This window comes from Microbispora hainanensis, assembly GCF_036186745.1.
GTDB lineage: Bacteria > Actinomycetota > Actinomycetes > Streptosporangiales > Streptosporangiaceae > Microbispora.
Map to the genome: position 1 here is coordinate 2588048 of NZ_CP108086.1, position 24222 is coordinate 2612269.

The 24222-nt window shown below is 70.4% G+C and carries 24 protein-coding genes; 11 read left to right on the plus strand and 13 right to left on the minus strand.

Features of this window, described 5'->3' with window-relative positions; all coding sequences use genetic code 11:
- Nucleotides 1-11: 11 nt before the first annotated feature.
- From OHB01_RS12080 to hisC, 6 genes are all read left to right on the plus strand, one after another.
- Nucleotides 12-1100: a glycosyltransferase gene (locus tag OHB01_RS12080; RefSeq protein ID WP_185949005.1), complete on the plus strand. Its 1089-nt coding sequence runs from the start codon at nt 12-14 to the stop codon at nt 1098-1100.
- Nucleotides 1101-1213: 113 nt separating this feature from the next.
- Nucleotides 1214-3040, plus strand: a complete 1827-nt coding sequence (locus OHB01_RS12085; protein ID WP_147942894.1) for a DUF4434 domain-containing protein — start codon at nt 1214-1216, stop codon at nt 3038-3040.
- A 289-nt stretch (nt 3041-3329) separates the two neighbouring features.
- Nucleotides 3330-3917, plus strand: coding sequence for a hypothetical protein (locus OHB01_RS12090; protein ID WP_142649020.1), 588 nt, complete (start codon nt 3330-3332; stop codon nt 3915-3917).
- 160 nt (nt 3918-4077) lie between these two features.
- Nucleotides 4078-4734: an NUDIX hydrolase gene (locus OHB01_RS12095; RefSeq protein WP_079314646.1), complete on the plus strand. Its 657-nt coding sequence runs from the start codon at nt 4078-4080 to the stop codon at nt 4732-4734.
- 307 nt (nt 4735-5041) lie between these two features.
- Entirely contained in the window at nt 5042-5518 is a 477-nt protein-coding gene (locus OHB01_RS12100) for a hypothetical protein (RefSeq protein WP_142649021.1), read from the plus strand.
- A 75-nt stretch (nt 5519-5593) separates the two neighbouring features.
- Nucleotides 5594-6658 (plus strand): histidinol-phosphate transaminase, encoded by a 1065-nt coding sequence (gene hisC / locus OHB01_RS12105; RefSeq protein ID WP_142649022.1) that lies wholly within the window; start codon nt 5594-5596, stop codon nt 6656-6658.
- A 271-nt stretch (nt 6659-6929) separates the two neighbouring features.
- Here hisC and OHB01_RS12110 read toward each other — a convergent pair whose 3' ends face one another.
- The 8 genes from OHB01_RS12110 to purD all read right to left on the minus strand — a co-directional run bounded on the left by OHB01_RS12110 (nt 6930) and on the right by purD (nt 14621).
- Nucleotides 6930-7379 (minus strand): Clp protease N-terminal domain-containing protein, encoded by a 450-nt coding sequence (locus OHB01_RS12110; protein WP_328855351.1) that lies wholly within the window; start codon nt 7377-7379, stop codon nt 6930-6932.
- A gap of 394 nt (nt 7380-7773) precedes the next feature.
- Entirely contained in the window at nt 7774-8736 is a 963-nt protein-coding gene (locus OHB01_RS12115; protein ID WP_328855352.1) for an EamA family transporter, read from the minus strand.
- 36 nt (nt 8737-8772) lie between these two features.
- Nucleotides 8773-10017 carry a transcriptional regulator gene (locus tag OHB01_RS12120; RefSeq protein WP_167530236.1) on the minus strand — a complete coding sequence of 415 codons (1245 nt, stop codon included), beginning with the start codon at nt 10015-10017 and terminating at the stop codon, nt 8773-8775.
- A 262-nt stretch (nt 10018-10279) separates the two neighbouring features.
- Nucleotides 10280-11557, minus strand: a complete 1278-nt coding sequence (gene murA, locus OHB01_RS12125; protein WP_142649025.1) for a UDP-N-acetylglucosamine 1-carboxyvinyltransferase — start codon at nt 11555-11557, stop codon at nt 10280-10282.
- 173 nt (nt 11558-11730) lie between these two features.
- The gene (locus OHB01_RS12130) at nt 11731-12579 is read right to left on the minus strand and encodes a phosphoribosylaminoimidazolesuccinocarboxamide synthase (RefSeq protein ID WP_147942897.1); all 849 of its coding nucleotides are present in this window, start codon (nt 12577-12579) and stop codon (nt 11731-11733) included.
- 69 nt (nt 12580-12648) lie between these two features.
- Nucleotides 12649-12774, minus strand: coding sequence for a hypothetical protein (locus OHB01_RS12135; RefSeq protein ID WP_260617349.1), 126 nt, complete (start codon nt 12772-12774; stop codon nt 12649-12651).
- A gap of 4 nt (nt 12775-12778) precedes the next feature.
- Nucleotides 12779-13294, minus strand: a complete 516-nt coding sequence (locus tag OHB01_RS12140) for a DUF262 domain-containing protein (RefSeq protein WP_328855353.1) — start codon at nt 13292-13294, stop codon at nt 12779-12781.
- Between the two features lie 85 nt (nt 13295-13379).
- Entirely contained in the window at nt 13380-14621 is a 1242-nt protein-coding gene (gene purD, locus OHB01_RS12145) for a phosphoribosylamine--glycine ligase (RefSeq protein ID WP_147942899.1), read from the minus strand.
- A 606-nt stretch (nt 14622-15227) separates the two neighbouring features.
- Here purD and corA point away from each other — a divergent pair.
- The 3 genes from corA (at nt 15228) to OHB01_RS12160 (ending at nt 17947) form a co-directional block, all read left to right on the plus strand.
- A complete protein-coding gene (gene corA, locus OHB01_RS12150) occupies nt 15228-16349 on the plus strand; it encodes a magnesium/cobalt transporter CorA (RefSeq protein WP_142649028.1) in 1122 nt (373 codons plus the stop codon).
- Between the two features lie 186 nt (nt 16350-16535).
- Entirely contained in the window at nt 16536-17732 is a 1197-nt protein-coding gene (locus tag OHB01_RS12155; RefSeq protein ID WP_142649029.1) for a cytochrome P450, read from the plus strand.
- Between the two features lie 20 nt (nt 17733-17752).
- Entirely contained in the window at nt 17753-17947 is a 195-nt protein-coding gene (locus tag OHB01_RS12160; RefSeq protein WP_142649030.1) for a ferredoxin, read from the plus strand.
- 181 nt (nt 17948-18128) lie between these two features.
- On the opposite strand, the gene OHB01_RS12165 is transcribed toward OHB01_RS12160, so the two are convergent.
- From OHB01_RS12165 to fbaA, 4 genes are all read right to left on the minus strand, one after another.
- Nucleotides 18129-19055: a glycerophosphodiester phosphodiesterase family protein gene (locus OHB01_RS12165; RefSeq protein ID WP_142649031.1), complete on the minus strand. Its 927-nt coding sequence runs from the start codon at nt 19053-19055 to the stop codon at nt 18129-18131.
- 73 nt (nt 19056-19128) lie between these two features.
- Nucleotides 19129-20412 carry an adenylosuccinate synthase gene (locus OHB01_RS12170; protein WP_142649032.1) on the minus strand — a complete coding sequence of 428 codons (1284 nt, stop codon included), beginning with the start codon at nt 20410-20412 and terminating at the stop codon, nt 19129-19131.
- A 194-nt stretch (nt 20413-20606) separates the two neighbouring features.
- Nucleotides 20607-21029 carry a DUF3151 domain-containing protein gene (locus OHB01_RS12175; RefSeq protein WP_142649033.1) on the minus strand — a complete coding sequence of 141 codons (423 nt, stop codon included), beginning with the start codon at nt 21027-21029 and terminating at the stop codon, nt 20607-20609.
- Between the two features lie 108 nt (nt 21030-21137).
- Nucleotides 21138-22160, minus strand: coding sequence for a class II fructose-bisphosphate aldolase (gene fbaA, locus OHB01_RS12180; RefSeq protein ID WP_142649034.1), 1023 nt, complete (start codon nt 22158-22160; stop codon nt 21138-21140).
- A gap of 176 nt (nt 22161-22336) precedes the next feature.
- Here fbaA and OHB01_RS12185 point away from each other — a divergent pair, with 176 nt between their 5' ends.
- Nucleotides 22337-23017: a DedA family protein gene (locus OHB01_RS12185; RefSeq protein WP_260617350.1), complete on the plus strand. Its 681-nt coding sequence runs from the start codon at nt 22337-22339 to the stop codon at nt 23015-23017.
- A 133-nt stretch (nt 23018-23150) separates the two neighbouring features.
- The gene (locus OHB01_RS12190) at nt 23151-23588 is read left to right on the plus strand and encodes a hypothetical protein (protein ID WP_328708614.1); all 438 of its coding nucleotides are present in this window, start codon (nt 23151-23153) and stop codon (nt 23586-23588) included.
- On the opposite strand, the gene pyrE is transcribed toward OHB01_RS12190, so the two are convergent.
- Nucleotides 23560-24117 (minus strand): orotate phosphoribosyltransferase, encoded by a 558-nt coding sequence (pyrE, locus tag OHB01_RS12195; protein ID WP_142649036.1) that lies wholly within the window; start codon nt 24115-24117, stop codon nt 23560-23562. The genes OHB01_RS12190 and pyrE overlap by 29 nt on opposite strands.
- Nucleotides 24118-24222: the final 105 nt, after the last annotated feature.

The following is a 24222-nucleotide window of genomic DNA, read 5'->3' on the forward strand; positions in this document are numbered from 1 at the left end:
GGGTTTCGCGCGTGCACGTGCTCGTCATGACGGTGGTGCATCACCCCGAGGACGCCCGGATCCTGCACCGGCAGATCCGGGCACTCGTCGACGCCGGTCATGAGGTCACGTACGCCGCGCCGTACACCGCGCGGGGAGTCGTGCCGCGCTCCTGGGTGACGGGTGTGGACCTGCCCCGGGCCGCGGAGCGGCGCCGCGTGACCGCGGTGCGGGCCGCCCGCAAGCTCTTCAAGAGCATGCGGGGCAAGGTCGACCTGGCCCTCATCCACGACCCCGAGCTGCTGCTCGCGGTCGCCGGGGTGCGCGGCCGCCCGCCGGTCGTCTGGGACGTCCACGAGGACACGCCCGCGACGCTGTCGCTCAAGCCGTGGCTGCCGGCGTTCCTGCGCCCGCCGGTGCGCTTCCTCGCCCGGCTCCTCGAGACCACCGCCGAGCGGCGGCTGCACCTGCTGCTGGCCGAGGCGGCGTACGCGGGCCGGTTCAAGCAGCAGCACCTCGTGGTGCCGAACGAGACCTGGGTGCCCGACCGGGTCAGCCGGCCCGGCGACGACCGCGTCGTCTATCTCGGCTGGCTGTCGGAGGCCCGGGGCGTCCAGGAGGCCGTCGAGGTGGCGCGCCTGCTCCAGCCCCATCGGGTGGCCGTGGAGCTCATCGGCTACGCCGACCCGCAGAGCCGCCCCCTGCTGAACGAGGCCGTCGCCCAGGGCGTGCTGGAATGGCGCGACTTCATGCCGAACGACGAGGCGCTCAAGCGGCTCGACGGCGCGCTCGCCGGGCTCTCGCTGCTGCACGACGAGCCCAACTATCGCCACTCGATGCCCACGAAGATCGTGGAGTACATGGCGCACGGCATCCCGGTCATCACCACCCCCTCGCCGCGGGCCGTGGAGCTCGTGGAGCGCTACCAGTGCGGCCTCGTCGTCCCCTGGCAGGACCCTCAAGCGGTGGCGCGGGCGGTGCTCAAGCTCAGGGACAACCCCTTCGAGCGGATCGGCACCGGTGGACGCGGCTACGCCGCCGCGCGGGCGAACCACCACTGGCCCAACTCCGCACGCCGCTTCGTCACCCAGTTAGAGGCGTGGGCGGGCGTCAAGAGCTGAACGCGTGGTGAACACTCCCGCAGGCGGCCGCTGAGGCCGGCCCGGCAGTGCGCACATCCGGGTAGGCTGGGCGCGGCAAGATCATTTGAACGACGGGCGGTAGTGTCCTGAAAGTGCGCTGGCTCACTCTGATCCTGGGTGTGGCGATCCTCGCCGGCGTCGCATCAGTGGTGATCGTCCTCCGTGACGGAAGCACCGGCTCCGGCACCGCCAGCGCCGGGCAGACCGTCCCCTCGACCCCCATGGTGGGGTCGCCGACGCACAGCGTGTTCACCGACCCCTGCGGGACGTTCGAGACCGCGGCGACCACGCCGTACGCCGTGAGCGGCTACTGGCTCATCCCGACCTCCGACCCCTGCACCTGGCGACGCCAGCTTGAGGCCATCCACCGCCTTGGCGGGGACACCGTCGTACGTCTCGGGTTCGGCCTGTCGCCGCGCAAGACCGACGATGAGGGGCAGGTCCTGGAGGCCTCGACCCCCGAGGGCAAGGCGCCCAAGCCCGACGCCAGGTTCGCCCGCTGCGTCGAGAACGGGCTGCCGTGCATGAAGGCGGCGGAAAAGGAGCTCCAGGCGGCCAACCCGGGCAACCGCATCACGAGGACGTACGTCTACCGCACCGACGAGCGCTTCGGCCCCGGCATCTTCCGCTGCCCCCAGATGGAGCACGAGGTCGTGGTGGGGGACGCCGTCTTCTTCCGGCTCATCGCGCCCGAGGACGGCTCGGACGACCCCACCTGCGACTTCAGCCGTGAGGGGCGCGGCTATCACCTGATCCTCGTCTCGGCGGGCACCAGGGACAGCCTCAGCGAGCTCCTCGACCTCGGCGACCGGTTCGGCATCAAGGTCTTCCCCGCCCTGCCGCTCGCCCCGCGCGACCCCGAGGAGTCGACCCGGGCCGACCCCCGCCACATCGGCACGCTCACCACGCTGACCCGGCGGGTGCTCCAGGACTACGGCGACCGGTTCAAGGGCCGCGAGTCGCTGGGCGGCGTCTATCAGCCGTTCGAGCTGCAGTTGCGCGACTGGCCCGACCCGAGCAAGGTCGACACGCTCCAGGTGTACGCCGAGCAGCACCTGATCGTCGAGCAGGAGCTGCCGGACAAGCCGATCCTCGTGAGCCCCTACATCGACAGCCGCAGGCGGGTGAAGTACACCTCCACGCCCGCCCAGGTGGCGCAGGGCTTCAAGCAACTGGCACGCACCGGAGTCGAGATCATCGCGCCGCAGGACGGCCGGGGCACGGGCAAGGTCGGCCTGTTCTGGCCCAACTGGAAGAACAAGCCGGTGGACGACACCCTCAAACCGGTCGTCGGGGAGAGCACGTACGCCACGGCCTACTACGGCAGCACCCGCGACTACTACCGCGCGATGTCGCAGGCCCGCCAGGACCTGGTCCAGGAGGGCATCCAGGTGGAGCTGTGGGCCAACGTCGAGGCGTTCGAGCCGTCCACCTCGGCGGAGCCCTGCGGCCGTCAGGGCACCCGCGGGCGTACGGACAAGCCCCGGCTGGACACCCAGGTGACGCTCGCCGCGCCGTACGTGTCGAAGATCATCTCGTACATGTGGAGCGACTTCTTCACCTGCGGCTCGCCGTCGCTGTCGGAGGAGATCGCGGCCGACTGGGACCGCCCGATCCCGATCGAGGCGCAACGGCGCGCGCGGCAGATACAGGACGGCCTGGAGATCCGCGGCTACCACCTCGGCTCGGCCAAGGTCACGCTGAGCTGGCCGGGCCTGGACACGCCGCGCGTCGTCGACTCGGCCACGGTCGGCTGGCACGACACCACCCCGATCCCGGGGCTGCCCGCGGGCACGGAGAAGATCTGGATCCCGGTGGACTGGGCCACGGTCCCCGGCGACGTCTGGGTGCGGGTGGAGGTCACCTCCGCCGACGGCAGGAAGTCCGCCGAGCCCGTCTACTACCACAACACCGGCTGATCTCCCTGCCGCCGTGTCGCGCCGGAGGCGCGCAGTGGGTACGCGCCGGAGGCGCGTGCGGTGCAGGGGTGTGATGCGCGTGTCAAGCGTAGGGTGCGGCAATGTCCGGGCAAGGAACGGGCAATGCCGCGGCGGGGCTCGCGCGCGGCGCGCCCAGCCCGCTGATCTCCTTTGCCTGCGCCGCCGCCAGTGGATCTCCATGTCGCGGCGGCGTGATGGCCGGCCCATCCCCGCCGGCGCCGAGGTGCCTCCGCAACAGGGCACCCGACGATCGACAAGGAGACCGCACATGAACCGACTTCGTAACCTCCTGCCCGCGGGTATCGCGGCGGGCGCGCTGGTGACCGGGATGGCTCTGGCCGCCCCGGCGGCCACCGCCGCCCAGACCGCGAGCGGGCGTGCGAACGTCGTCACCGCGCTCGACTACAACAGCACCGGCTGGACCTACCGCCAGGTGCCCCCCACGACCCAGGTGCCGGACTTCGCCGACCGGGGGTTCGACGACAGCGGCTGGCCGCTGGGACAGGCCGGCTTCGGCACCACCAACGGCACCTGCTCGTGGAACAACGAGAACACCGTCAAGACCCCGTGGGCGGTCGACACCGACATCCTCGTGCGCCACTGGATCCACCTGCCGCGCGACGCCCAGCAGGTGCGCATCCAGGGCACGGTGGACAACGACGCGCAGGTCTACTTCAACGGCCACCTCGTGCAGAGCGTCAAGAGCGGCAAGTGCGCCGCCGGGGCGATCGACGTCGTGGTGCCCGTGGCCGACCTCGACTGCTGCAACCTGATCGCCGTACGCGGCCATGACGGCGGCGTGGCGACCTATCTCAACCTCCGGGTGACCTACGTCAAGCCCACGAACGCGTTCTGACCCACCCGGCCGTGCGTGGCCCGGCATCGGCCGTACGGTGCCGGGCGACGCCCGACGGGGGTTACGAGGGTGTGGAGCGGTGATGAAGCTCCCGTGCGGGGCCCGGCCGGCCTACCCAGGACGGCTCGAGCCGAGGCCCGCGTCCTGTAGCGTCATGGGCATGATCCCGCGTATTCCTGTCAGCGTGGATCTTGTCGTGCTCACCGTCAGGTCCCAGCAGCTCAGCGCACTCGTCTGGCGGCGCGACCGGCCGCCGTACGAGGGCCGGTGGGCGCTGTCCGGCGGGTTCATCAAGCTGGAGGAGGACCTGCCCGCCGCGGCGGCCCGCGTGCTGGCCGAACGGGCCGGTCTTCCCGGGGCCCCGGTCCATCTGGAACAGCTTCAGACCTACGGCTATCCGGACCGCGACCCGCGCCAGCGGGTGGTCAGCGTGGCCTATCTGGGTCTCGCTCCCGACCTGCCCGCGTCCACCGAGGCCCACATGAGCTGGCAGCCGGTGGCCGAGCTGACCGAGATGGCCTTCGACCACCGCAGGATCATGCTCGACGGCGTGGAGCGGGCGCGGGGCAAGCTCGAATACACCTCGCTCGGCGCGGCCTTCTGCCCGCCCGAGTTCACCGTCGCGGAGCTGCGCCGCGTCTACGAGATCGTCTGGGGACGCCCGCTCGACCCGCGAAACTTCCACCGGAAGGTCACCAAGACCGAGGGCTTCCTCGTGCCCACCGGGCGCACCACGACCCGCGACGGCGGCCGTCCCGCCATGCTCTACCGCCGGGGCCCCGCCGTGCTGCTCCATCCGCCCATGCTGCGCACCTGACCGGCCGCGCCGGCCGTTCCCCCGGACCGTCCCGGTTGCGTGCGCGACCTGCTGCGGTTCTGCGCGGTCCTCGGAGTCGTCCGCTTCCCCTGGCGAGACACAAGCCTGGGACACGCTTCACCGTTTCGGCGGGTGGCTGTTCCCCCTGGCTGTTCCCCCTGGCTGTTCGTGGGCGCTTCCGCGTGCGCGAGCGGCGAAGCGCGCGGCCGCATGCGGGCGGCGGGCGTCGTCGGTTCAGCGGGCGTCAAGGGCCTTGAAAGCGGCCCGGGACACACTGCCGGCAACGACGAGGAAAGGACCCCCAGCCATGACCCTCACCCGCTCCCTCGCAGGCATCACGCTCGCTGCCGGCATCCTGGCCCTCGCCCCGCTCGCGACCGCGACGGCCGCCGAGGCCACCGCCGCCAAGTCCTGGGGCCCCTACTACGCCACCGGGTCGAAGGCCAAGGTCAGCGGCTCGCTGATCGCCGCGGCCAAGAGCGACCGGAGCCGGCCCGCGCCGTACGTCAAGGTCACCGGCAAGGTCACCAGCCTGAACCACACGTCGTCCACCTGCGGCTGGGCCCTGTTCCGCGTCAGCTACTTCGACGCCGCCAACAAGCCGCACCTGGCCTACCGCAACTACCGCACCTGCTCGTACGGCGCGAAGAAGACCTTCGCCTTCACCATCAAGAACGTCGGCGAGGTCGAGCTCAAGGTCTGCTCCGAGCGCAAGGCCACCAAGCCGTCCCTCACCTGTCAGTACGCCGGTAGCTGGAAGACGCTCTACGCCTACTACCAGTAAGACCGGGGCAGGAGAGTTATCCACAGGGGGCGTGCGGGGTGCCGCCGGGACAGGCGGATCTCCTATCGTTAGGGCATGCCTCGATTCCGCTCGATCCTCGACACCGTGCCGGCCTACAAGCCGGGCAAGGCCGTGGTCTCACCGGACGGCCGCTCCTACAAGCTGTCCTCCAACGAGAACCCCTTCGGACCCCTGCCGTCGGTGCTTGAAGCGATCGCGCGGGCGGCCACGGACGTCAACCGCTACCCCGATCCCGGCGCGGTCCGGCTCACCGAGACGCTCGCCGAGCGGCTCGGCGTGCCGTACGACCACGTGGCGCTGGGTGCCGGATCGGTCGCGGTCGCCCAGCAGATCCTGGAGGCGGTGGGCGAGCCCGGCGCCGAGGTGATGTACGCCTGGCGCTCGTTCGAGGCCTACCCGATGCTGGTCGGCTTCGCGGGCGCCACCTCGATCGAGGTGCCGCTGCGCGACGAGACGCACGACCTCGACGCCATGGCCGACGCCATCACGCCGGAGACGCGCCTGGTCTTCGTCTGCAACCCCAACAACCCGACCGGCACGGTCAACCGGGCCGACGAGCTCACGCGGTTCCTCGACCGCGTGCCCGAGAACGTCCTCGTCGTCCTCGACGAGGCCTACCGGGAGTACGTCAGGGACGCGGACGTGCCGGACGGTCTCACGTTCTATCGCGAGCGCCCCAACGTCGCCGTCCTGCGCACGTTCTCCAAGGCGTACGGCCTGGCGGGGCTGCGGGTCGGCTACCTGATCGGGCAGGAGCCCGTGGCCGCCGCGGTCCGCAAGACGCTGCTGCCGTTCGCGGTCAACCACCTCGCCCAGGCGGCCGCGATCGCGTCCCTGAAGGCCGAGGACGAGCTGCACGAGCGGGTCGAGACCGTGATCAAGGAGCGCGCCCGGGTCAGGGAGACGCTGCTGTCGCAGGGCTGGACCGTCCCGCCCACCGAGGCCAACTTCGTCTGGCTGCGCCTCGGCGAGCGCACGATGGAGTTCGCCGAGAAGTGCGCGGCCGTCGGGGTCGCGGTGCGCCCGTTCGCCGGCGAGGGGGCCCGGATCTCCATCGGCGACAGCGAGGCCAACGACGTCTTCCTCGCCGCCGCCGAGGCGTTCCGGAAGGACTCCTAGCAACGTCCACGGGGTGGAGGGAGCGGAGCGGAAGGGAACGAGGACCGCAGCGAAGGCCCAGCGGAGCGGGTTTCGCGAGGACCGGAGTTTCCTTCCGGCGCAGTGACCGACTTGCCCCAGGCCCGTGGATACGTCTGGTGCAGACCGGCAACGGTCTCCGCCACCTGCCGGCTTGCCCAAGATCTGTGAACGTCCCCCAGGCTTCGCGAGGAGCGGGGTTTCCGCACCCCGCCAGGGGGCCGTTCGCGAGGGGCGGGGTTTCCGCACCCCGCTAGGAGGCCGGGTAGTACTGCCGGATGAGCTCCTCCGTGGCCCGCGCCGCGTGGCCGGGATCGGCTCCGGAGGCGACCAGCACCCGCGTCGCCACGGTCTCGTGATCGCGGAGGAGCGCGAGCAGGATGTGCTCGGTGCCGATGCGGTCGTGGCCGCGCCGCACGGACTCCTCGTTCGACGCCTGGAGGACCGCGGAGGCGGCCGGGGTGAACGGCAGGGGCTCCGCCGTGGCGGACCGGCCGTGGCCGACGGTCTCCTTGACCCGGAGGCGCGCGTCCTCAAGGCTCAGGCCCAGGCTCGTGAGAACCTGGGCCGCCAGGCCACCGCCTTCGCGGAGCAGACCGAGCAGGATGTGCTCGGTGTCGATGGATGAGTGGCCGAGCGTCCGGGCCTCGTTCTGGGACAGGACGACGACCTGTCGTGCTCGATCGGTGAACTTCTCGAACATCGCGCGGTTCCTCGCAAAGCAGTGTCAGTGAACCCTTCCGGGTCCTGTCATGATCCGGTTGTCAGCGATCTTGTATATCGCGTGCGGCCGTCCATGGAGTCGCCCACCCTGACCGCCGCGGGATGCCCTCGCATTTGTCGTGCGAATATCGCGGGATAGTCGGCGGATCGCAGCGAAATCATGCGTCCGATTCGCGCGCGGCCTCGAATTACCGATTTCGCTCTCATGCCTCGCCAAGCCGGCCCCGTTTCCCGTTCGGTCCCCGTTTCCCGGTCCGGCCCCGTTTCCCGGTCCGGCTCTGTTCCCGGTTCGGCCCGGGTTCCGGTTCGGCCCGGGTTCCAGGTCCGGCTCGGATTCCCGGCCCGGCTCACGCTCACGGTCCGGCGGCTCGCATTCACGGCTCGACGGCCGGCTGGGACGCCGTGACGCGTCCGGGGCCCGCGGGGGCCTCCTCCTCCGGCGGCGTCGCGGGCCTCCCGCGGCGCTCGGTGGAGACCACCAGCGCGACACCCACGACGATCAGGACCCCCGCCACGAGCATGGCCGCGGTGACCGGCTCCGCCAGCACCGCCATCCCGAGCAGCACCGCCACCACGGGGTTCACGTACGCGTAGGTGGACACGAGCGAGATCGGCGCGTGGCCGAGCAGCCAGATGTAGGAGGTGAAGCCCACGAGCGAGCCCACCAGCACCAGGTAGGCCAGGGCCGTCCACGACTGCCAGCTCACCTCGGCGAGGTGCAGCCGTTCGCCCTGCACGAGACCCATGACCAGCAGGGCGACGCCGCCCACGGCCATCTCGACCGTGCTGGCCACGAAGGGGTTCTTCGGCATCGGGATCCGGGGGGAGATGAACGACCCCACCGACCACGACAGCGAGCCCAGCAGCACGATGGTGATGCCTACGCCGCTGCCGGACGCGCCGCCGCCCCGCAGGGAGAGGAAGGCGACCCCGGCGAAGCCCACCAGCACGCCGGCCAGCGTCAGCACGTGCGGCCGGTCCCTGAACACCGTCCTGAGCACGATCAGCCACAGCGGGGTGGAGGCGACGAGCAGCGCGGCCAGGCCGCTGGAGATGTGCTGCTCGGCCACGGCGACCATGCCGTTGCCTCCGGCGAGGAGCAGCAGCCCGACGAGCGCGGCGCCGCCGAACTCCTTCCACCGCATGCGGAGCGGCACGGCCCTGACGAGCAGGACCGTGCCGAGAACCAGCGCCGCCGCGACGAAACGGAGTCCACCGCTTGTCATCGGCGGAAGGGTCTGGATGGCGATGGCGATGCCGAGGTACGTCGAGCCCCACACCACGTACACGGCGGCCAGCGCCAGCCACACCCGTGCGTCATGACCGTTTCGTTCCATGGGTCATGACAATAGACCGTTGTTTCCGGACGGCGATTACCGGTTCAGCTTCTCCACGATCAGCCGGTAGAGCTGCCGCGGCCGGCCCGGCTGGGGGGTGCGGTTGGGCGGAAGCGGCCACGCGAGTCCCTCGTCAACCAGCGTGCGCAGCAACCGCCTGGCCGTGCGGGGGGTCACCCCGAGCATGCGTCCGGCGCCCTCCGCGTCGACGACCGTGTCGCCGCCCTCCAGCTTGGCGGCCAGGCGCGCCAGCACCTCGACCCCTTTGGGCTTGACCGGTCCGCCCGGCTGGGGAGGCATCCGGGGCGGCGGCACCAGTGCGCGGCCCTCCCGGTCCACGGCGAAGCCCTGCGGCTGCTTGCCGCCCTGGGTGCGCGCGAGCGCGCCCCTGGCGTGCGTCTCGGCCTCGTGCGTGGTGCGGCCCATCCCCACACCCACCTCGACCGCCAGACCCAGCTCCTCGCGGATCCTGGCGGCGAACGGCAGCACCCGGAACCCGTCCGTGGCCGTCGAGATCGAGCCCTTCGTCGCGACCACGAGATAGCTGTGGTCGTCGATCGGCCACACGCTCGCGTTGATCCGGTTGGCCTCCTGCACCAGCAGGCGGTGCAGCGACAGCCGCAGCTCGTCGCGCCAGTAGCGCGGCGCGGCCCGCCGTACGGGCTCGCGCAGCGTCGGCACCTCGACCAGCACGACCGTGAGCTGCGACTCCTCCAGCCGGTGGCGGGCGCCGAGCAGCGCCGCCGTGTGCAGTGCCGTACGGACGGCCGCGGAGGTCGGCCTGACGGGCACCACCGGCACCCCGGCGGCGGTCAGCCGGTCGGCCACGCCCTGGACGCACGTGAGCGCGCCCGTCGTGGCCCCCTGGCGGAACAACCGCTCGTGGAAGGCGGTGATCGTGCCCACCGGGCCCGGCTCGTCTCGGCTGTGGACCTCACCGGAGGAGAGGTTGAGGTCCGTGTACGCCTCGTCGATGTCCGGCCGGCCGAGCACATCGAGGCTCACCCGGCGCGGATCGATCCGCTCGTCCAGCGCGGCCCGTGCGATCGCCGCCACGAGCGCGGCCCCGCCGAGCTGCACATGCGTGGCCGGCATCGTGAGCACGCCGGCTCGCCGGGCGAGCTCGAAAGGCACCGGACTCGCGAACAGGCATGCGTCCACACCCGGACCGAGCCGGGTCACCTTGTCCGCCGCCTCCTGCTCGTCCCGGTATGCGGCGGCGACCAGCCGGCAGGGCACCGGGGCAGCCGAGTGCCCCATGAGCATCACCCGCTCGACCAGATCGTGTGACCCCACCACGCCGATGGTGAGGTCGGGTGTCACCGTGCCCAGACGTGACCCGCGCGGAGTGTCTTCCGTGCGTTCGACCAATGTTCGTCCCATCCCACGTCGCCCTCGTTGTTGTGGCTTCTCTTTGGAACGATCGCTGGTTAAGGCCGTAATGTCACGCCCAGATTTACCGGAATACCATTCTGGGTGGTCTGGGGGGTTCCTTAAATCGGAAGATCTGCGCTGGTCAGGGCATTAGTAAAGGTTTCCGGACTCACCCCTCGTCCGAAGTGGAAATTTCACGCACCACATCTGCGCCGAGAGCCTGCATACGCTGCGCGAGCGCGGCGTGGCCCCGGTCGATCAGATATCCGGACCCGATCGTGGTCTCGCCCTCCGCCGCGAGCCCGGCCAGCACGAGCGCGATGCCCGACCGCAGGTCGTGCGCCGTCACCTCGGTGCCGTGCAGCGGCGTCGGTCCGTGCACGACGGCCCGGCTGCCCTCGACCTCGACGTTCGCCCCCATCTTGTTCAGCTCGCCCGCGAGCGCGAAGCGGCCGTCGAAGATCCGCTCGTGGATGTAGCTGGAGCCCTCGGCGAGGCAGGCCACGGTCATCAGCGGCGACTGCAGGTCGGTCGCGAAGCCGGGGTAGGTGTCGGTGATGACGTTGATCGGCCGCAGCGGGCGGTTGCGGCGCACCTGGAGGACCGCGCCGTGGGTCTCGAACTCGACGCCCATCTGCTCCAGCTTCCACCGGACCACGCCGAGGTGCTCCAGGGAGGCGCCGACCAGGCTGACCTCGCCACCGGTGATCGCGGCGGCCATCGCGAAGACGCCCGCGTCGAGCCGGTCGGGCATGACGGTGTGCTCGACCGCGGTCAGCTCGTCGACGCCCTCGACCGTGATGAAGCCCGTGCCGCCGCCGCGGATGCGCGCGCCCATCCGGGTCAGCATCGTGATGACGTCGAGCACCTCGGGTTCGAGGGCCGCGTTCTCGATGACGGTGGTGCCCCGCGCCAGCGAGGCGGCCATGATCAGGTTCTCGGTGCCGGTGTGCGACGGGGTGTCGAGGTAGAGCGGGGCGCCGATCAGGCCGCCGGCCTTGATGTGGATGACGGATTCGCCCTCGTCCACCATCGCGCCCAGGCGCTTGTAGCCCAGGTAGTGGAAGTCGAGGTTGCGGCTGCCGAGGTTGCACCCGCCGATGCCCTCGATGATCGCCTCGCCCAGGCGGTGGAGCAGCGCGGGGACGAACAGCACCGACCCCCGGAACCGGCGGGCGATCTCCGCGGGCAGGACCGGGCTGGTCAGGCGGGAGGCGTCGATGACGAGCGTCCGCTCGCTCTCGTGGAACTCCACCTTCGCGCCCACGGCCTGCGCGAGCTCGACCGCCCGGCGCACGTCCTCGATGACGGGCACGTTGCGGAGCACCGTGCGGCCCTCGGCCGCGAGCAGCGCCGCCCCGATCATGGGCAGTACGGCGTTCTTCGCGCCCTGGATGAAGGCGGTTCCACGCAGTACGTTGCCACCGCGCACGCGGTAACGGACCATGAATTGCTCCTATTTCGGGGGAAGGATGGGGGACTCCCGTCAGCCGGCACCCGACGCGTCGGCGAGGACGATCGGCCTAGAGTAGCCGCTGTTCCAGGAGTTTCGGGGAGGAACTACCCCCAGAACGCATGGGGGAACGAGTCACTTGAGACTACTTGCGTGACCTGTGTGATTCAGCCGCGGAAACGCTCGCCGGTGAGCCGCTCGTACGCCTCGACATAACGGCTGCGGGTGCGCTCGACGATCTCGTCGGGCAGCGGCGGGGGCGCCTCGCCGGACGACCTGTCCCAGCCCGATTCGGGGGACAGCAGCCAATTTCGGACGAACTGCTTGTCGAACGACGGCTGGGAGTGGCCGGGCTCCCACTCGTCCAACGGCCAGAAGCGGGATGAGTCGGGCGTCAGCACCTCGTCGCCCAGCGTCAGCACGCCTTCGGCGTCCCAGCCCAGCTCGATCTTCGTGTCGGCCAGGATGATGCCGCGTTCCAACGCGATCTCGGCGCCGCGGCTGTAGACGTCGAGGGTGATCCGGCGCAGCTGCTCGGCCACGTCCTCGCCCACCTCGCCCACGACCTCCTCGTACGTCATGGGCTCGTCGTGCTCGCCCATGGGGGCCTTGGTCGACGGCGTGAAGATGGGCTCGGGCAGCCTGGACCCGTCGGTGAGCCCTTCGGGGAGCGGCACGCCGGAGACGACGCCCTCCCTGCGGTAGTCCACCAGCCCGGAGCCGGTGAGGTATCCGCGTGCCACACACTCCACCGGCACCATCCGCAGCCTGCGGCACAGCACGCCGCGGCCGGCGAACTCCGCCGGGACGTCGGTCGAGACCACGTGGTTGGGGACCACGTCCTTGAGCTGCTCGAACCACCACAGGGACAGCCGGGTGAGGATCTCCCCCTTGTCGGGGATACCGGGTTCGAGCACGTAATCGAAGGCCGAGATGCGGTCGGAGGCGACCATCAGCAGCAGCCCGTCGGGGGTCTCGTAGAGGTCACGTACCTTGCCGGAGTGCAGGTGCTTCACCGTTCCATCTTCCCAGCTCTTCACCGCGCCTTGAGCAGCGGGAGCGTCCGCGGCCGCACCTCGATGTGATCACCCACGAACGGCGGGAACGGGCCCTCGGTCCGTGTACTCGAAGGTCACCCGGCCCGCTCGCATCGTGAGCATGCCGACCGGGCGTTCGCCGAGCAACACCTGAGCGGTGGTCTGTGTGCTCATGCGCTCACTCTGGCCTGATCAGATCGGGACCGTCCGGGAAACCGAAGAGCGCGTTCTCCTGGACGTGCTCCTCGATCGCCGTCGCGAGCTGGTCGAAACGGCGCGCGAGGAAGAGGTCCTCGTGTTCTGGAAGATCGCGCAGGGCGGCCTCGTCGATGACGTGGCTCCGCAGAATCTCGGGGTCCGCCTGGCCGATCGCCGCACGGATGGCCCGAGCGGGGACGTCACGAGGATGAACGAGGTGCTGGCCGTCCACCACCCAGCACGCGTCGGCCGCCTCGGGCGCGTCGATCCTCAGCGGCCCGATGTCTGGACGCGCGGCGGCGGCCGGACGCTGCCACATGAGCAGGGCGCCGATGGGATAGCCGCGCAGGACGCTGTCGAACAGCCTGACGACGTCGTCCCGGTCCCAGCGGAAGGAACGCTGGAAGGACGGAATGCGCAGCCGTCCGTCGCGCACCAGGCCAGGGAGGTGCACGAGACGGATCTCCTCGACCCGTGGCCTGGCGACCGCGGCCATGCGCCCTCCCCTCCGCTGATCAGATCGTATGTCCGCACACCGGTCGTGCACCAACCGTTACGCGGACATCACCGATCGTCAGGCGTCAGGAGGACGCTGCGGCGAGGGCGATGTCGGAGCGGTGGTGGGAGCCGCGCATCGTGATCTGCTCCAGCGCCTCGTAGGCCCGGGCCCTGGCCTGGGCGACGTCGGCGCCCGTGCCGACCACGTTGAGCACCCGCCCGCCGTTCGACACGACCCGGTTGGCCTCGTCGAGGGCCGTGCCCGCGTGCAGCACGTACGCGCCCTCGACCGTCACAGGGAGCCCGGCGATCGGGTCGCCCTTCACCGGGTCGGCCGGGTAGTTCTCGGCGGCGAGCACCACGGTCACGGCCGCGCCGTCCCGCCACCGCAGCGGCGGATGCCCGGCGAGCGTGCCGGTCGCGCACGCGAGCAGCAGCCCGCCCAGGGGGGTCTCCAGCCGGTCGAGCACGACCTGGGTCTCCGGGTCGCCGAACCGCGCGTTGAACTCGATGACCCGCGGCCCGGACGAGGTCAGCGCCAGCCCGGCGTACAGCACTCCCGTGTACGGCGTGCCGCGGCGCGCCATCTCGGCCACGGTCGGGCGCACGATCTCGGCCATCACCCGCTCGGACAGGCCCTCCGGGGCCCACGGCAGCGGGGTGTAGGCCCCCATGCCGCCGGTGTTGGGGCCCTTGTCGCCGTCGTAGGCCCGCTTGAAGTCCTGGGCGGGCTGCAACGCAACCGCATCGGTCCCGTCGCACAGCGCGAACAGCGACACCTCGGGGCCGTCGAGAAACTCCTCGATGACGACCCGGCCGCATGCCCTGGCGTGCTCCAGGGCCTCCTCGCGGCTGTCGGTCACGACCACGCCCTTGCCCGCGGCCAGCCCGTCGTCCTTCACGACGTACGGCGCGCCGAACGCGTCGAGCGCCGCCGCGGCCTCCTCCTGCGTGGTGCAGGTGTACGCACGGGCGGTCGGCACCCCGGCGGCGGTCATCACGTCCTTCGCGAACGCCTTGGACCCCTCGATCCGCGCCGCCTCCGCCGACGGGCCGAAGCAGGCGATCCCGGCGGCCCTGACCGCGTCGGCGACCCCGGCGACCAGCGGCGCCTCGGGTCCGATCACGACGAGGTCGGCGCCCAGCCGTTCGGCGAGCGCGGTCACGGCCGCCCCGTCGGTGGGCGTGACCTGGTGCAGGGTGGCCACCTCGGCGATCCCGGCGTTGCCGGGGGCGCAGTGGACCTCTACGACGGCGGGGTCGAGCCGCAGGGCCCGGCACAGAGCGTGCTCACGACCCCCGGAACCGATGACAAGTACGCGCACCCGACCATTGTCGCAGTCTTTGCCCGCCACACCTCCGGCGCGGCACCACCGCCCCCGCGCCATCGCCCCCGCGCCATCGCCCCCGCGCCATCGCCCCCGCGCCGCCGTCCCCGCGCCGCCGTCCCCGCGCCGCCGTCCCCGCGCCGCCGTCCCCGCGCCGCCGTCCCCGCGCCGCCGTCCCCGCGCCGCCGTCCCCGCGCCGCCGTCCCCGCGCCGCCGCCCCCGACACCCGCCGGCGCGGCGACCCCGGCGTCGCGCCGTCCCCGCGCCCAGGCGGAGCGGTTTGGGGGTGGATACACATCGATGGCCAGTTTGTACGGGCGCTTTTTGGCAAGAAGTGCATGATCGACGGCACTTGACGCGGGTACGCTGGAACAGGTGTCCAACGGCCGTGTGGTAGGTTAGACAGGCTTCGCGCTGTCTCGTGGCGATTGGAGGTGGTCTGGGATGAATTCTGGTGATCCCGTCAGTACGTGCTCGCGCACGTACGTCGTGCGCATTCCCGACCACTCCGAAACTGAAGCCCGAGGGGCAGCTCACGCCTGTATGAAGGGGTGACATCACGTCGCGCGTAGAGCGTGCCGGCTCGGGCGGGAAGGGACCGCCATGCGCTCCTCTCTGCTCTTTCCCCGCATCAACAGGCACACCCGGGTCATGCCCACGCGCCTCGGCGCGGCGCCGATGAAGAACGTGGAGCCGATCGTCCGCTGTGTGCCGCCGAGCAATTCCCTCGTCGAGTTCGGCGCGTACGTCGGCGGCAAGAAGGTCGAGGCCGGCGGCATTCCCGAGGCCGTGCGCCTGGTACGCGAGCACAACGAGGTCAACGAGGTGCCCGACGCGTACGTCTGGGTCGGGCTGCACGAGCCCGCCGCGCCCGAGGTCGAGTGGCTCGCCGAGGTGTTCGGCCTGCACCCGCTCGCCGTAGAGGACGCCATCAAGGCCCACCAGCGTCCCAAGGTCGAGCGCTACGGCGACTCGCTGTTCGTGGTGCTCAAGACCGTCGCGTTCCTCGACCACGAGGTGTCGGCGGCGAGCAGCGAGATCATCGGCACCGGCGAGATCATGGTGTTCGTCGGGCCCGACTTCGTCGTGACCGTACGGCACGGCCGCTACTGCCCGCTCGGTGAGATCCGCGAGAAGCTGGAGGCCAAGCCGAAGCTGATCGCCCGCGGCCCGACCGGCGTCCTGCACGCCATCGCCGACCACGTCGTGGACAAGTACCTTCAGGTCGCCGACCTCATGCAGGCCGAGCTCGAAGAGGTCGAGGCGGCCGTCTTCGCGGAGGTCAGCTCCCGCGACATCAACCGGATCTACCAGCTCAAGCGCGAGATGCTGGAGCTCAAGCGCGCGGTCGGACCGCTCCAGACCCCCTTCAACGCCCTTCCCCAGCGGCGCAGCATCCCCTCCGAGATGCGTGAGTACTTCCGCGACGTCGGCGACCACCTGTCCCGCGTGTGCGAGGCGGTCCAGGCGTCCAACGAGCTGTCCGACTCGATCCTCCAGGCCGCGCTGGCCCGCTCCAACGCCCTCGCCAACGAGGACATGCGCAAGATCTCCTCGTGGGTGGCGATCATCTCGGTCCCCACGATGATCGCCGGCATCTACGGGATGAACTTCGAGCACATGCCCGAGTTGCGGTCGGTCTACGGCTACCCGATCGTCATCGGCGTGATGGTCGTCGCCTGCACGCTCCTGCACCGCGCCTTCCGCCGCAACGGCTGGCTCTGACCTCCCCTTTTCCCCCGGGACGCCGCCCCACGGGCGTCCCGGCGGGTGCCGACCGTTTCGGACTGCGTACGCTTCGTGACCGGAATCATGAACAATCGGTCATTGCTATCTGTCAAATGATGTTGTTAGGTGGGGGGAGCGGGCCGCTCGACACATCGACCGTTTCCACTCTCGCAGGAGCGTGTCATGACAGAGGCGACACCCCGGCTGGCCACCTATCCCCTCGCTCGCGAACGTGCCTTCGACCCACCGGACGAACTGGCACGCCGCCGCGCCGAGGCGCCGATCCAGCGGATGACGTACGCGGACGGGCACGAGGGCTGGCTGGTGACGGGTTATGCCGAGGCGCGTGCCATCCTGGCCGACAACCGCTTCAGCACCCGCCCCGAACTGTTGCACTCGCCGATCCCCCAGCGCAGCGAGTTCCGCAGTGAGCCGCTGACGCCGGGGTTCTTCATCCGCATGGACGCCCCCGCCCACACCCGCTATCGCCGCCTGCTGACCGGGCAGTTCACGGTGCGGCGGATGAAGCAGCTCGAACCGAGGATCCAGGAGATCACCGAGAGCCGCCTCGACGCCATGGAGCGCGAGGGCGCCCCCGCCGACCTCGTCGAGTCGTTCGCACTCCCCATCCCCTCGCTGGTCATCTGCGAGCTGCTCGGCGTGCCGTACGAGGACCGGGGGAAGTTCCAGCACGACTCGGCGGTGCTGCTGGACCTGAGCTCCTCGATCGAGGAGGTCCGGGCCGCGGTGCAGGACCTGTACTCCTACCTGCACGGCCTCGTCCTGGCGAAGGCCAAGGAGCCCGCCGACGACATCCTGAGCGGCCTGGTCGCGGGCGGGGAGCTGACGCACGAGGAGATCGGCGGCGTCGGGCTGCTGCTGCTCATCGCGGGCCACGAGACGACCGCCAACATGCTCGGCCTGGGCACGTTCGCGCTGCTGACGAACCCCGACCAGCTCGCCGTCGTGCGGGACGACCCGGCCGCCGTCGAGAACGCGGTGGAGGAGCTGCTGCGCTACCTCAGCATCGTGCACATCGGACCCACCCGTACGGCCCTGGAGGACGTGGAGGTCGGCGGCTGCCTGATCAGGGCAGGCGAGGCCGTGACGCTGTCGGTGGCGGCGGCGAACCGCGATCCCGAGCGGTTCGAGGGCGGCGACACGCTCGACGTGACCCGGCCGGCGCACGGGCATCTGAGCTTCGGGCACGGCATCCACCAGTGCCTCGGCCAGCAGCTCGCCCGGATCGAGATGCGCATCGCCTATCCCGCCCTGCTGCGCCGCTTCCCCAACCTGCGCCTGGCCGTGCCCGCGCACGAGGTGCCGATGCGGTCCAATATGGCCATCTATGGTGTGCACCGCCTGCCGGTGCTGTGGTGAGGAAGGTCGCAGGGGGAACGATGAAGATCAAGGCGGACACCGGACGGTGTATCGGTGCGGGGATGTGCGTGCTCACGCTGCCCCGGGTGTTCGACCAGAGCGAGGACGACGGCACGGTCGTGGTGCTCGACGCCGAGCCCCCGGCCGACCTCGAGTCCGGGGTGAAGAGGGCCGTGCAGCTCTGCCCGTCCGGCGCGCTGTCCGTGGAGGAGTGAGCCGAGCGGGCCGTGTGACGGCGACACGCAGGGGCGGGTGACGCTCGGCTACTTGACGGGCACGGTCCGGTGCGCTTGGCTGTACGTCGGCTGTGAAGCCATTCTTGTGGGTGACCCTGGAGCCCCGCCTCGGTGGTTGTGAAACCGCCCACGGCGGGGCTCTTCCTTTGCGCTGTACGGCTCAGGCTCCTACGGGCCGTAGCGGGGTCACCGGGCCGGGCAGCGGCAGGCCGCGGGCCTTCCAGAGGCGGCGCATGCGGTCGGGGTAGTCGGTGACGATCCCGGCCACCCCCATGTCGATCAGCCGGGCGGCCTCGTCGGCGTCGTTGACCGTCCAGACGACGACCGGCAGGTTCTGCCGGGCCGCCCCCGTCATCAGCGCCTCGTCGACGAGCACGCGGTCGGGGGACAACGCCGTCGCCCCCACCGCCGCGGCCGCCGCCGCGAGGTCGCCGCCGACCTCGCCGAGACGGATGCCGTTCATCCAGGCGGGGGTCATCGTGTCGCGCTCGACCAGGGCGTACCGCCGCTCCAGCATCGGCCGGGCGATCTCCAGGAGGCGCCAGTCGAAGCTGAGCAGCGCCGCCCTCGACAGCCGGTCGTGCCGGTCGAGCTCGTGGACGACCTCCTCGACGAAGCGGCGCGGGTCGGCGCACAGGTCGGGACGGGTCGGATCGGACTTCAGCTCCACGTGGAGGCGCACGTGGTCGGCACCGAGGGCGCCGATCAGGCCGAGCACCGCCCCGAGCGTCGGCATCCGGGTGTCCGGCAGCGGCACCTGCGTGAGCGCGAAGCGGTCGTCCGGCCGCTCGGGCAGCCGTACGCCGACGTCGAGGGTGCGCAGCTGCGGCAGGGTGAGCGCGATGATCGGCTTGCCGACGTAGGGGAACATCTCGTCGCCGGGAACGGCCATGCCCGTGTCGGCGCTGGTGACCGCGGACACGTGCAGGTCGTGGGTGAGCACGAGCTGTCCGTCCGCGGACATGGCGACGTCGAACTCGAGTGCGTCGACCCCCAGCTCCAGCGCGAACGCCAGGCCGGGCAGGGTGTTCTCGGGCCGCAGGCCCCGCGCTCCACGGTGCCCGTGCAGCTCAACGTATCCATGCACAGCGGCGTACCTTACCGCCTCGCCTGTCCGCGGCCCGGAACCCGCCGGTTCCGGGCGCGTACCCCACGAACCATCAGATCAGGGAACGAATCTGGATGGTCTGCGTGCGGCCCGGACCGACGCCGATGGCGGAGATCGGGGCGCCGCTCATCTCCTCCAGCGCCCTGACGTACGCCTGCGCGTTCGGCGGCAGGTCCTCGAACGTCTTGGCACCGGTGATGTCCTCCTGCCAGCCGGGCAGCTCCTCGTAGATCGGCGTGGCGTGGTGGAACTCGGTCTGCGTCATGGGGATCTCGTCGTGGCGGACGCCGTCCACGTCGTACGCCACGCAGACCGGGATCCGCTCCAGGCCGGACAGCACGTCGAGCTTGGTCAGGAAGAAGTCGGTCACGCCGTTGATCCGGGTGGCGTACCGCGCGATGACCGCGTCGAACCAGCCGCAGCGGCGGTTGCGGCCGGTGGTGACGCCGTACTCGCCGCCGGTCTGGCGCAGCCAGTCGCCCTGCTCGTCGAGCAGCTCGGTCGGGAACGGCCCGGACCCCACGCGCGTGGTGTACGCCTTGAGGATGCCGATGATCCTGGTCAGGCGGGTGGGCGGGATGCCGGAGCCGGCGCAGGCGCCGCCGGAGGTGGGCGAGCTGGAGGTCACGAAGGGATAGGTGCCGTGGTCGATGTCGAGCAGCGTGCCCTGCCCGCCCTCCAGAAGCACGACCTTGTCCTGGTCGAGCGCCCGCGAGAGCACGAGCGAGGTGTCGGCGATGTGGGGGCGCAGCCGCTCGGCGTAGCCGAGGTACTCCTCCAGCACCTTCGCCGGGTCGATCCCGCGGCGGTTGTAGATCTTGGTGAGGATCTGGTTCTTCTCGCCCACCGCGGCCTCGATCTTCTTGCCGAGGATGCCGGGGTCGAGCAGGTCCTGGACCCGGATGCCCATGCGGTAGATCTTGTCGCCGTACGCCGGGCCGATGCCGCGGCCGGTCGTGCCGATCTTGGCCTTGCCCAGGAAACGCTCGCTGACCTTGTCGATGGCCTTGTGCTGGGGCATGATCAAATGAGCGTTGGCCGAGATCAGCAGCCGGTCGCAGGAGATGCCCCGCTCGGCCAGCCCGTCGATCTCGCCGAGCAGCACGCCCGGGTCCACCACCACGCCGTTGCCGATCACCGGGACCACGTCGGGGGAGAGCACGCCCGTCGGAAGCAGGTGCAACGCGTACTTCTGGTCGCCGATGACGACGGTGTGGCCCGCGTTGTTGCCACCCTGGTAACGCACGACGTAGTCGACGTCACCACCAAGCAGGTCGGTGGCCTTCCCCTTGCCCTCATCGCCCCACTGGGCGCCAACGAGAACGACAGCCGGCATGGTTCAACTCCCGCACCAAGACGAAAAGCCCCTGACGCAAGCGCGGCAGGGGCCTCTTGCACACAGAGACTACCTGAGGGGCATGCCGACGGTGAACGGAGTCTTAAGTCACAAGACGGATTGATTGTCCCGCTTAATGCCCCGTTTGGGCGGTTTGTCCAGGAGTCATCCAGGCAATTCGTTAAAGAGATCGTTCAGGGGTTGGGTGCGAGCGCCTCCGCGGCCTCCCGGCTGCTGTCACGCAGGAACTGGGCGCAGCGCTCGGCCTCGTCCTTCTCGCCGATCGCCTGTGCCGCCCGGGCCAGGGCGTTCAGACAGCGCAGGAACCCCCGGTTGGGCTCGTGCTCCCACGGGATCGGCCCGTGCCCCTTCCAGCCCGCCCGGCGCAGCTGGTCGAGACCCCGGTGATAACCGGTGCGCGCGAACGCGTACGAGGTGACGGCGTGACCCGCGGCGAAGTAGTCGTCGGCGAGAGCGGCCCAGGCCGCGGAGTAGGCGGGGAAACGGGCTGCCACGTCGGCCGCCTTGGCGCCCGACTCGAGCATCTGCCGCGCTTCGGGGTTGTCCGGCAGCAGGGTGGGCGGCGGGCCGGCAAGGAGGTTCTCGTGCGATTCCATGGGGACAGTCTTACCCGTCCAAGAGCCACACGGGTATGGGCGGCCCGGTGGGAACCGAAGACCGATACAAGAATGCGGCTTCGCGTTTCCCGCCGGGCCGTGCCCTGACTACTTGAGCTTGGTGCCCGCGGACTTGAGCTGCTGGCACGCCTCGACGATGCGCGCGGCCATGCCGGCCTCGGCGGCCTTGCCGTACGAGCGCGGGTCGTAGGCCTTCTTGTTGCCGACCTCGCCGTCGACCTTCAGCACGCCGTCGTAGTTGCGGAACATGTGGTCCACGATCGGGCGGGTGAAGGCGTACTGCGTGTCGGTGTCGATGTTCATCTTCACCACGCCGTACGAGATCGACTCGCGGATCTCCTCCAGGGTGGAGCCGGAGCCGCCGTGGAAGACCAGCGAGAACGGCTTCTCCTTGCCGTACTTGGCGCCGACGGCCTCCTGGATCTCCTTGAGCACGCTCGGGCGCAGCTTGACGTGGCCCGGCTTGTACACGCCGTGGACGTTGCCGAAGGTGGCGGCCACGATGTAGCGGCCACGCTCGCCGAGGCCGAGGGTCTCGGCGACGGCCAGGGCGTCCTCCGGCGTCGTGTACAGCTTCTCGTTGATCTCGCCGACGATGCCGTCCTCCTCACCGCCGACCACGCCGATCTCGATCTCGAGGACGACCTTGGCGGCGGCGGTCTTGTCGAGCAGCTCGCTCGCGATCTGGAGGTTCTCGTCCAGCGGCACGGCGGAGCCGTCCCACATGTGCGACTGGAACAGCGGGTCCTGGCCGCGCGCGACGCGCTCGGCGGAGATCTCCAGCAGCGGGCGGACGAAGGAGCCGAGCTTGTCCTTCGGGCAGTGGTCGGTGTGCAGCGCCACCGTCACCGGGTACTTCTCGGCGACCACGCGGGCGAACTCGGCGAACGCCACCGACCCGGTGACCATGTCCTTCACGGTGGTGCCGGAGAGGAACTCCGCGCCACCGGTCGACACCTGGATGATCCCGTCACTTTCCGCCTCCGCGAAGCCGCGCAGCGCGGCGTGCAGGGTCTGCGACGAGGTCACGTTGATCGCCGGGTAAGCGAAACCGCCCGCTTTGGCGCGGTCGAGCATCTCGGCGTAGACCTCTGGAGTCGCGATAGGCATGCGAAGTCATCTCCTTCTGACGGTATGCGGCGTGGCAAGTATCCCGAAGGGCGGGCCGATCGGGAAAGCCGGGTATGCGGGGCACCGGGAAAGCCGCGGTCATTCCGCGATTCACGGTTTTCCACAGCCCTGCCGCTTCTCAGTCTGATCTCACCCGGGACGGGTAGGCTCGCCCCGTGGACGTGCTCTTGGACCTTCTTGACCCGAAGTGGTGGCTGAGCATGCTCGGCGCCTTCGCGACGATCGGCGTCATCGCCATCGTATTCGCCGAGACCGGGCTGCTCGTCGGGTTCTTCCTGCCCGGTGACTCGTTGTTGGTGACCGCTGGAATTTTCAGCACCGTCGCCGCAGCGGAGGGATTCGGGATCGCGCCGCTGTCACTGCCCACTCTGTTGATCGGCGCACCGCTCGCGGCCATCGCCGGAGCGCAGTTGGGCCACTTCCTGGGGGCGAAGGTCGGGCGAAAGATGTTCGACAAGCCCGACTCCCGGCTGTTCAAGAGGGAGCACGTCGAGAAGGCGGAGTACTACTTCGAGAAGTTCGGCCCCGCGAAGGCCGTGGTCGCCGCGCGGTTCATGCCGATCGTCCGCACCTTCATGAACCCGGTGGCCGGCGTGCTGGAGATGGACGCGCGCCGTTTCTTCGTCTGGAACGCCCTCGGCGGGGTCGTCTGGGTCGAGGCCCTGCTGCTGCTCGGCTATTTCCTCGGCAGCAAGGTCGAGGGCATCGACAGGTTCATCCTTCCGGGCGTCTTCGTCGTCGTCCTCCTGTCGGTGATCCCGATCGTGCGCGAGGTCCTGAAGAACCGCAAGGCCGCCGCCGCCGTCCCCAAGGGCCGACACCACGCCCCTCGGTAAAGCGTCCGGCGGGGCGGTGCCGCCGTGGGCCGTCCGTACGGGGGAGCCGGGGATGACCTGCGGGAAAGTGCTACCGCACAAGAAGTGACCGGTCAGTACTGAGATATGCCTCACACCCGCTACTCTCCCGATTGTGGGACGCCACAGGTCTGATCCCCTCGGTGTCGCCAGGCTGGCGCTGGTCGGCCTGGCGGCAGTGCTGCTGCTCGCGGTCATCGTGGTCGGCGCGAGAGCGCTGCTGTCCACGTTCGGCTCGGAGGAACCCGCCTCCGACACGGCCTCCACCTCGCCGGCGCGGCCCACCGCCGAATCCTCCAAGCCTCGCGTGCCCACCGTACGCGTGGTCTGCAAGGCCGACCTGTGCCCCGTGTTCGTCCGGGTGCCCGGTGGCGACGTGCTCATCGACCGCGACCTGGCCCGGGGCGAGGAGGCGTCCTACTTCCAGCCCGAGCTCGACATCGTCCTCGACGACGCGAGCACGGTCCAGGTCTTCGAGAACGGAACCGCCAGGTCACCCGGGCCGGCCGGTGAGCGGCAGGCGTTCAGCGTGAAGCGGTCTGAGGATCAGTGAGCGCCAGGTCCGCGAGCGAGTAGGCGGAGCGGTAGGGGATTCCCGTCGCGGCCAGCGCCTCGTCGCCGCCCCGGTGCACGATCGTCGCGATGCCCACGACCTGCGCGCCGGCCTCGCGCAACGCCTCCACGGCGGTGAGCACGGACCCGCCCGTCGTGGTGGTGTCCTCCACTGCGAGCACCCGGCGCCCGGCGACGTCCGGGCCCTCGATCCTGCGCTGCAGGCCGTGGGCCTTGCCCGCCTTGCGCACCACGAACGCGTCGAGCCTGCGGCCACGCGCCGCCGCGGCGTGCAGCATCGACGTCGCCACCGGGTCGGCGCCCAGCGTGAGCCCGCCGACCGCCTCGTAGTCCAGGTCTTCGGTGAGGTCCAGCATCACGCGGCCCACCAGCGGGGCCGCCACGCCGTCCAGGGTGATGCGGCGCAAATCGACGTACCAGTCGGCCTCCTTGCCGGAGGACAGCACGACCCGCCCGTGCACCACGGCCTTGTTCTTGATCTCGTCAAGCAGTCTCTCGCGGTCACTCATGAGCCTCAGCGTACGGCCGGCCCCGCGGTGCGGGCCGTACGGGGCGGGTGGGGTGGGCGTGGCGTGCGATGACTACTGAGAGTAAAGAGGGTCCAGCGGTTTAGC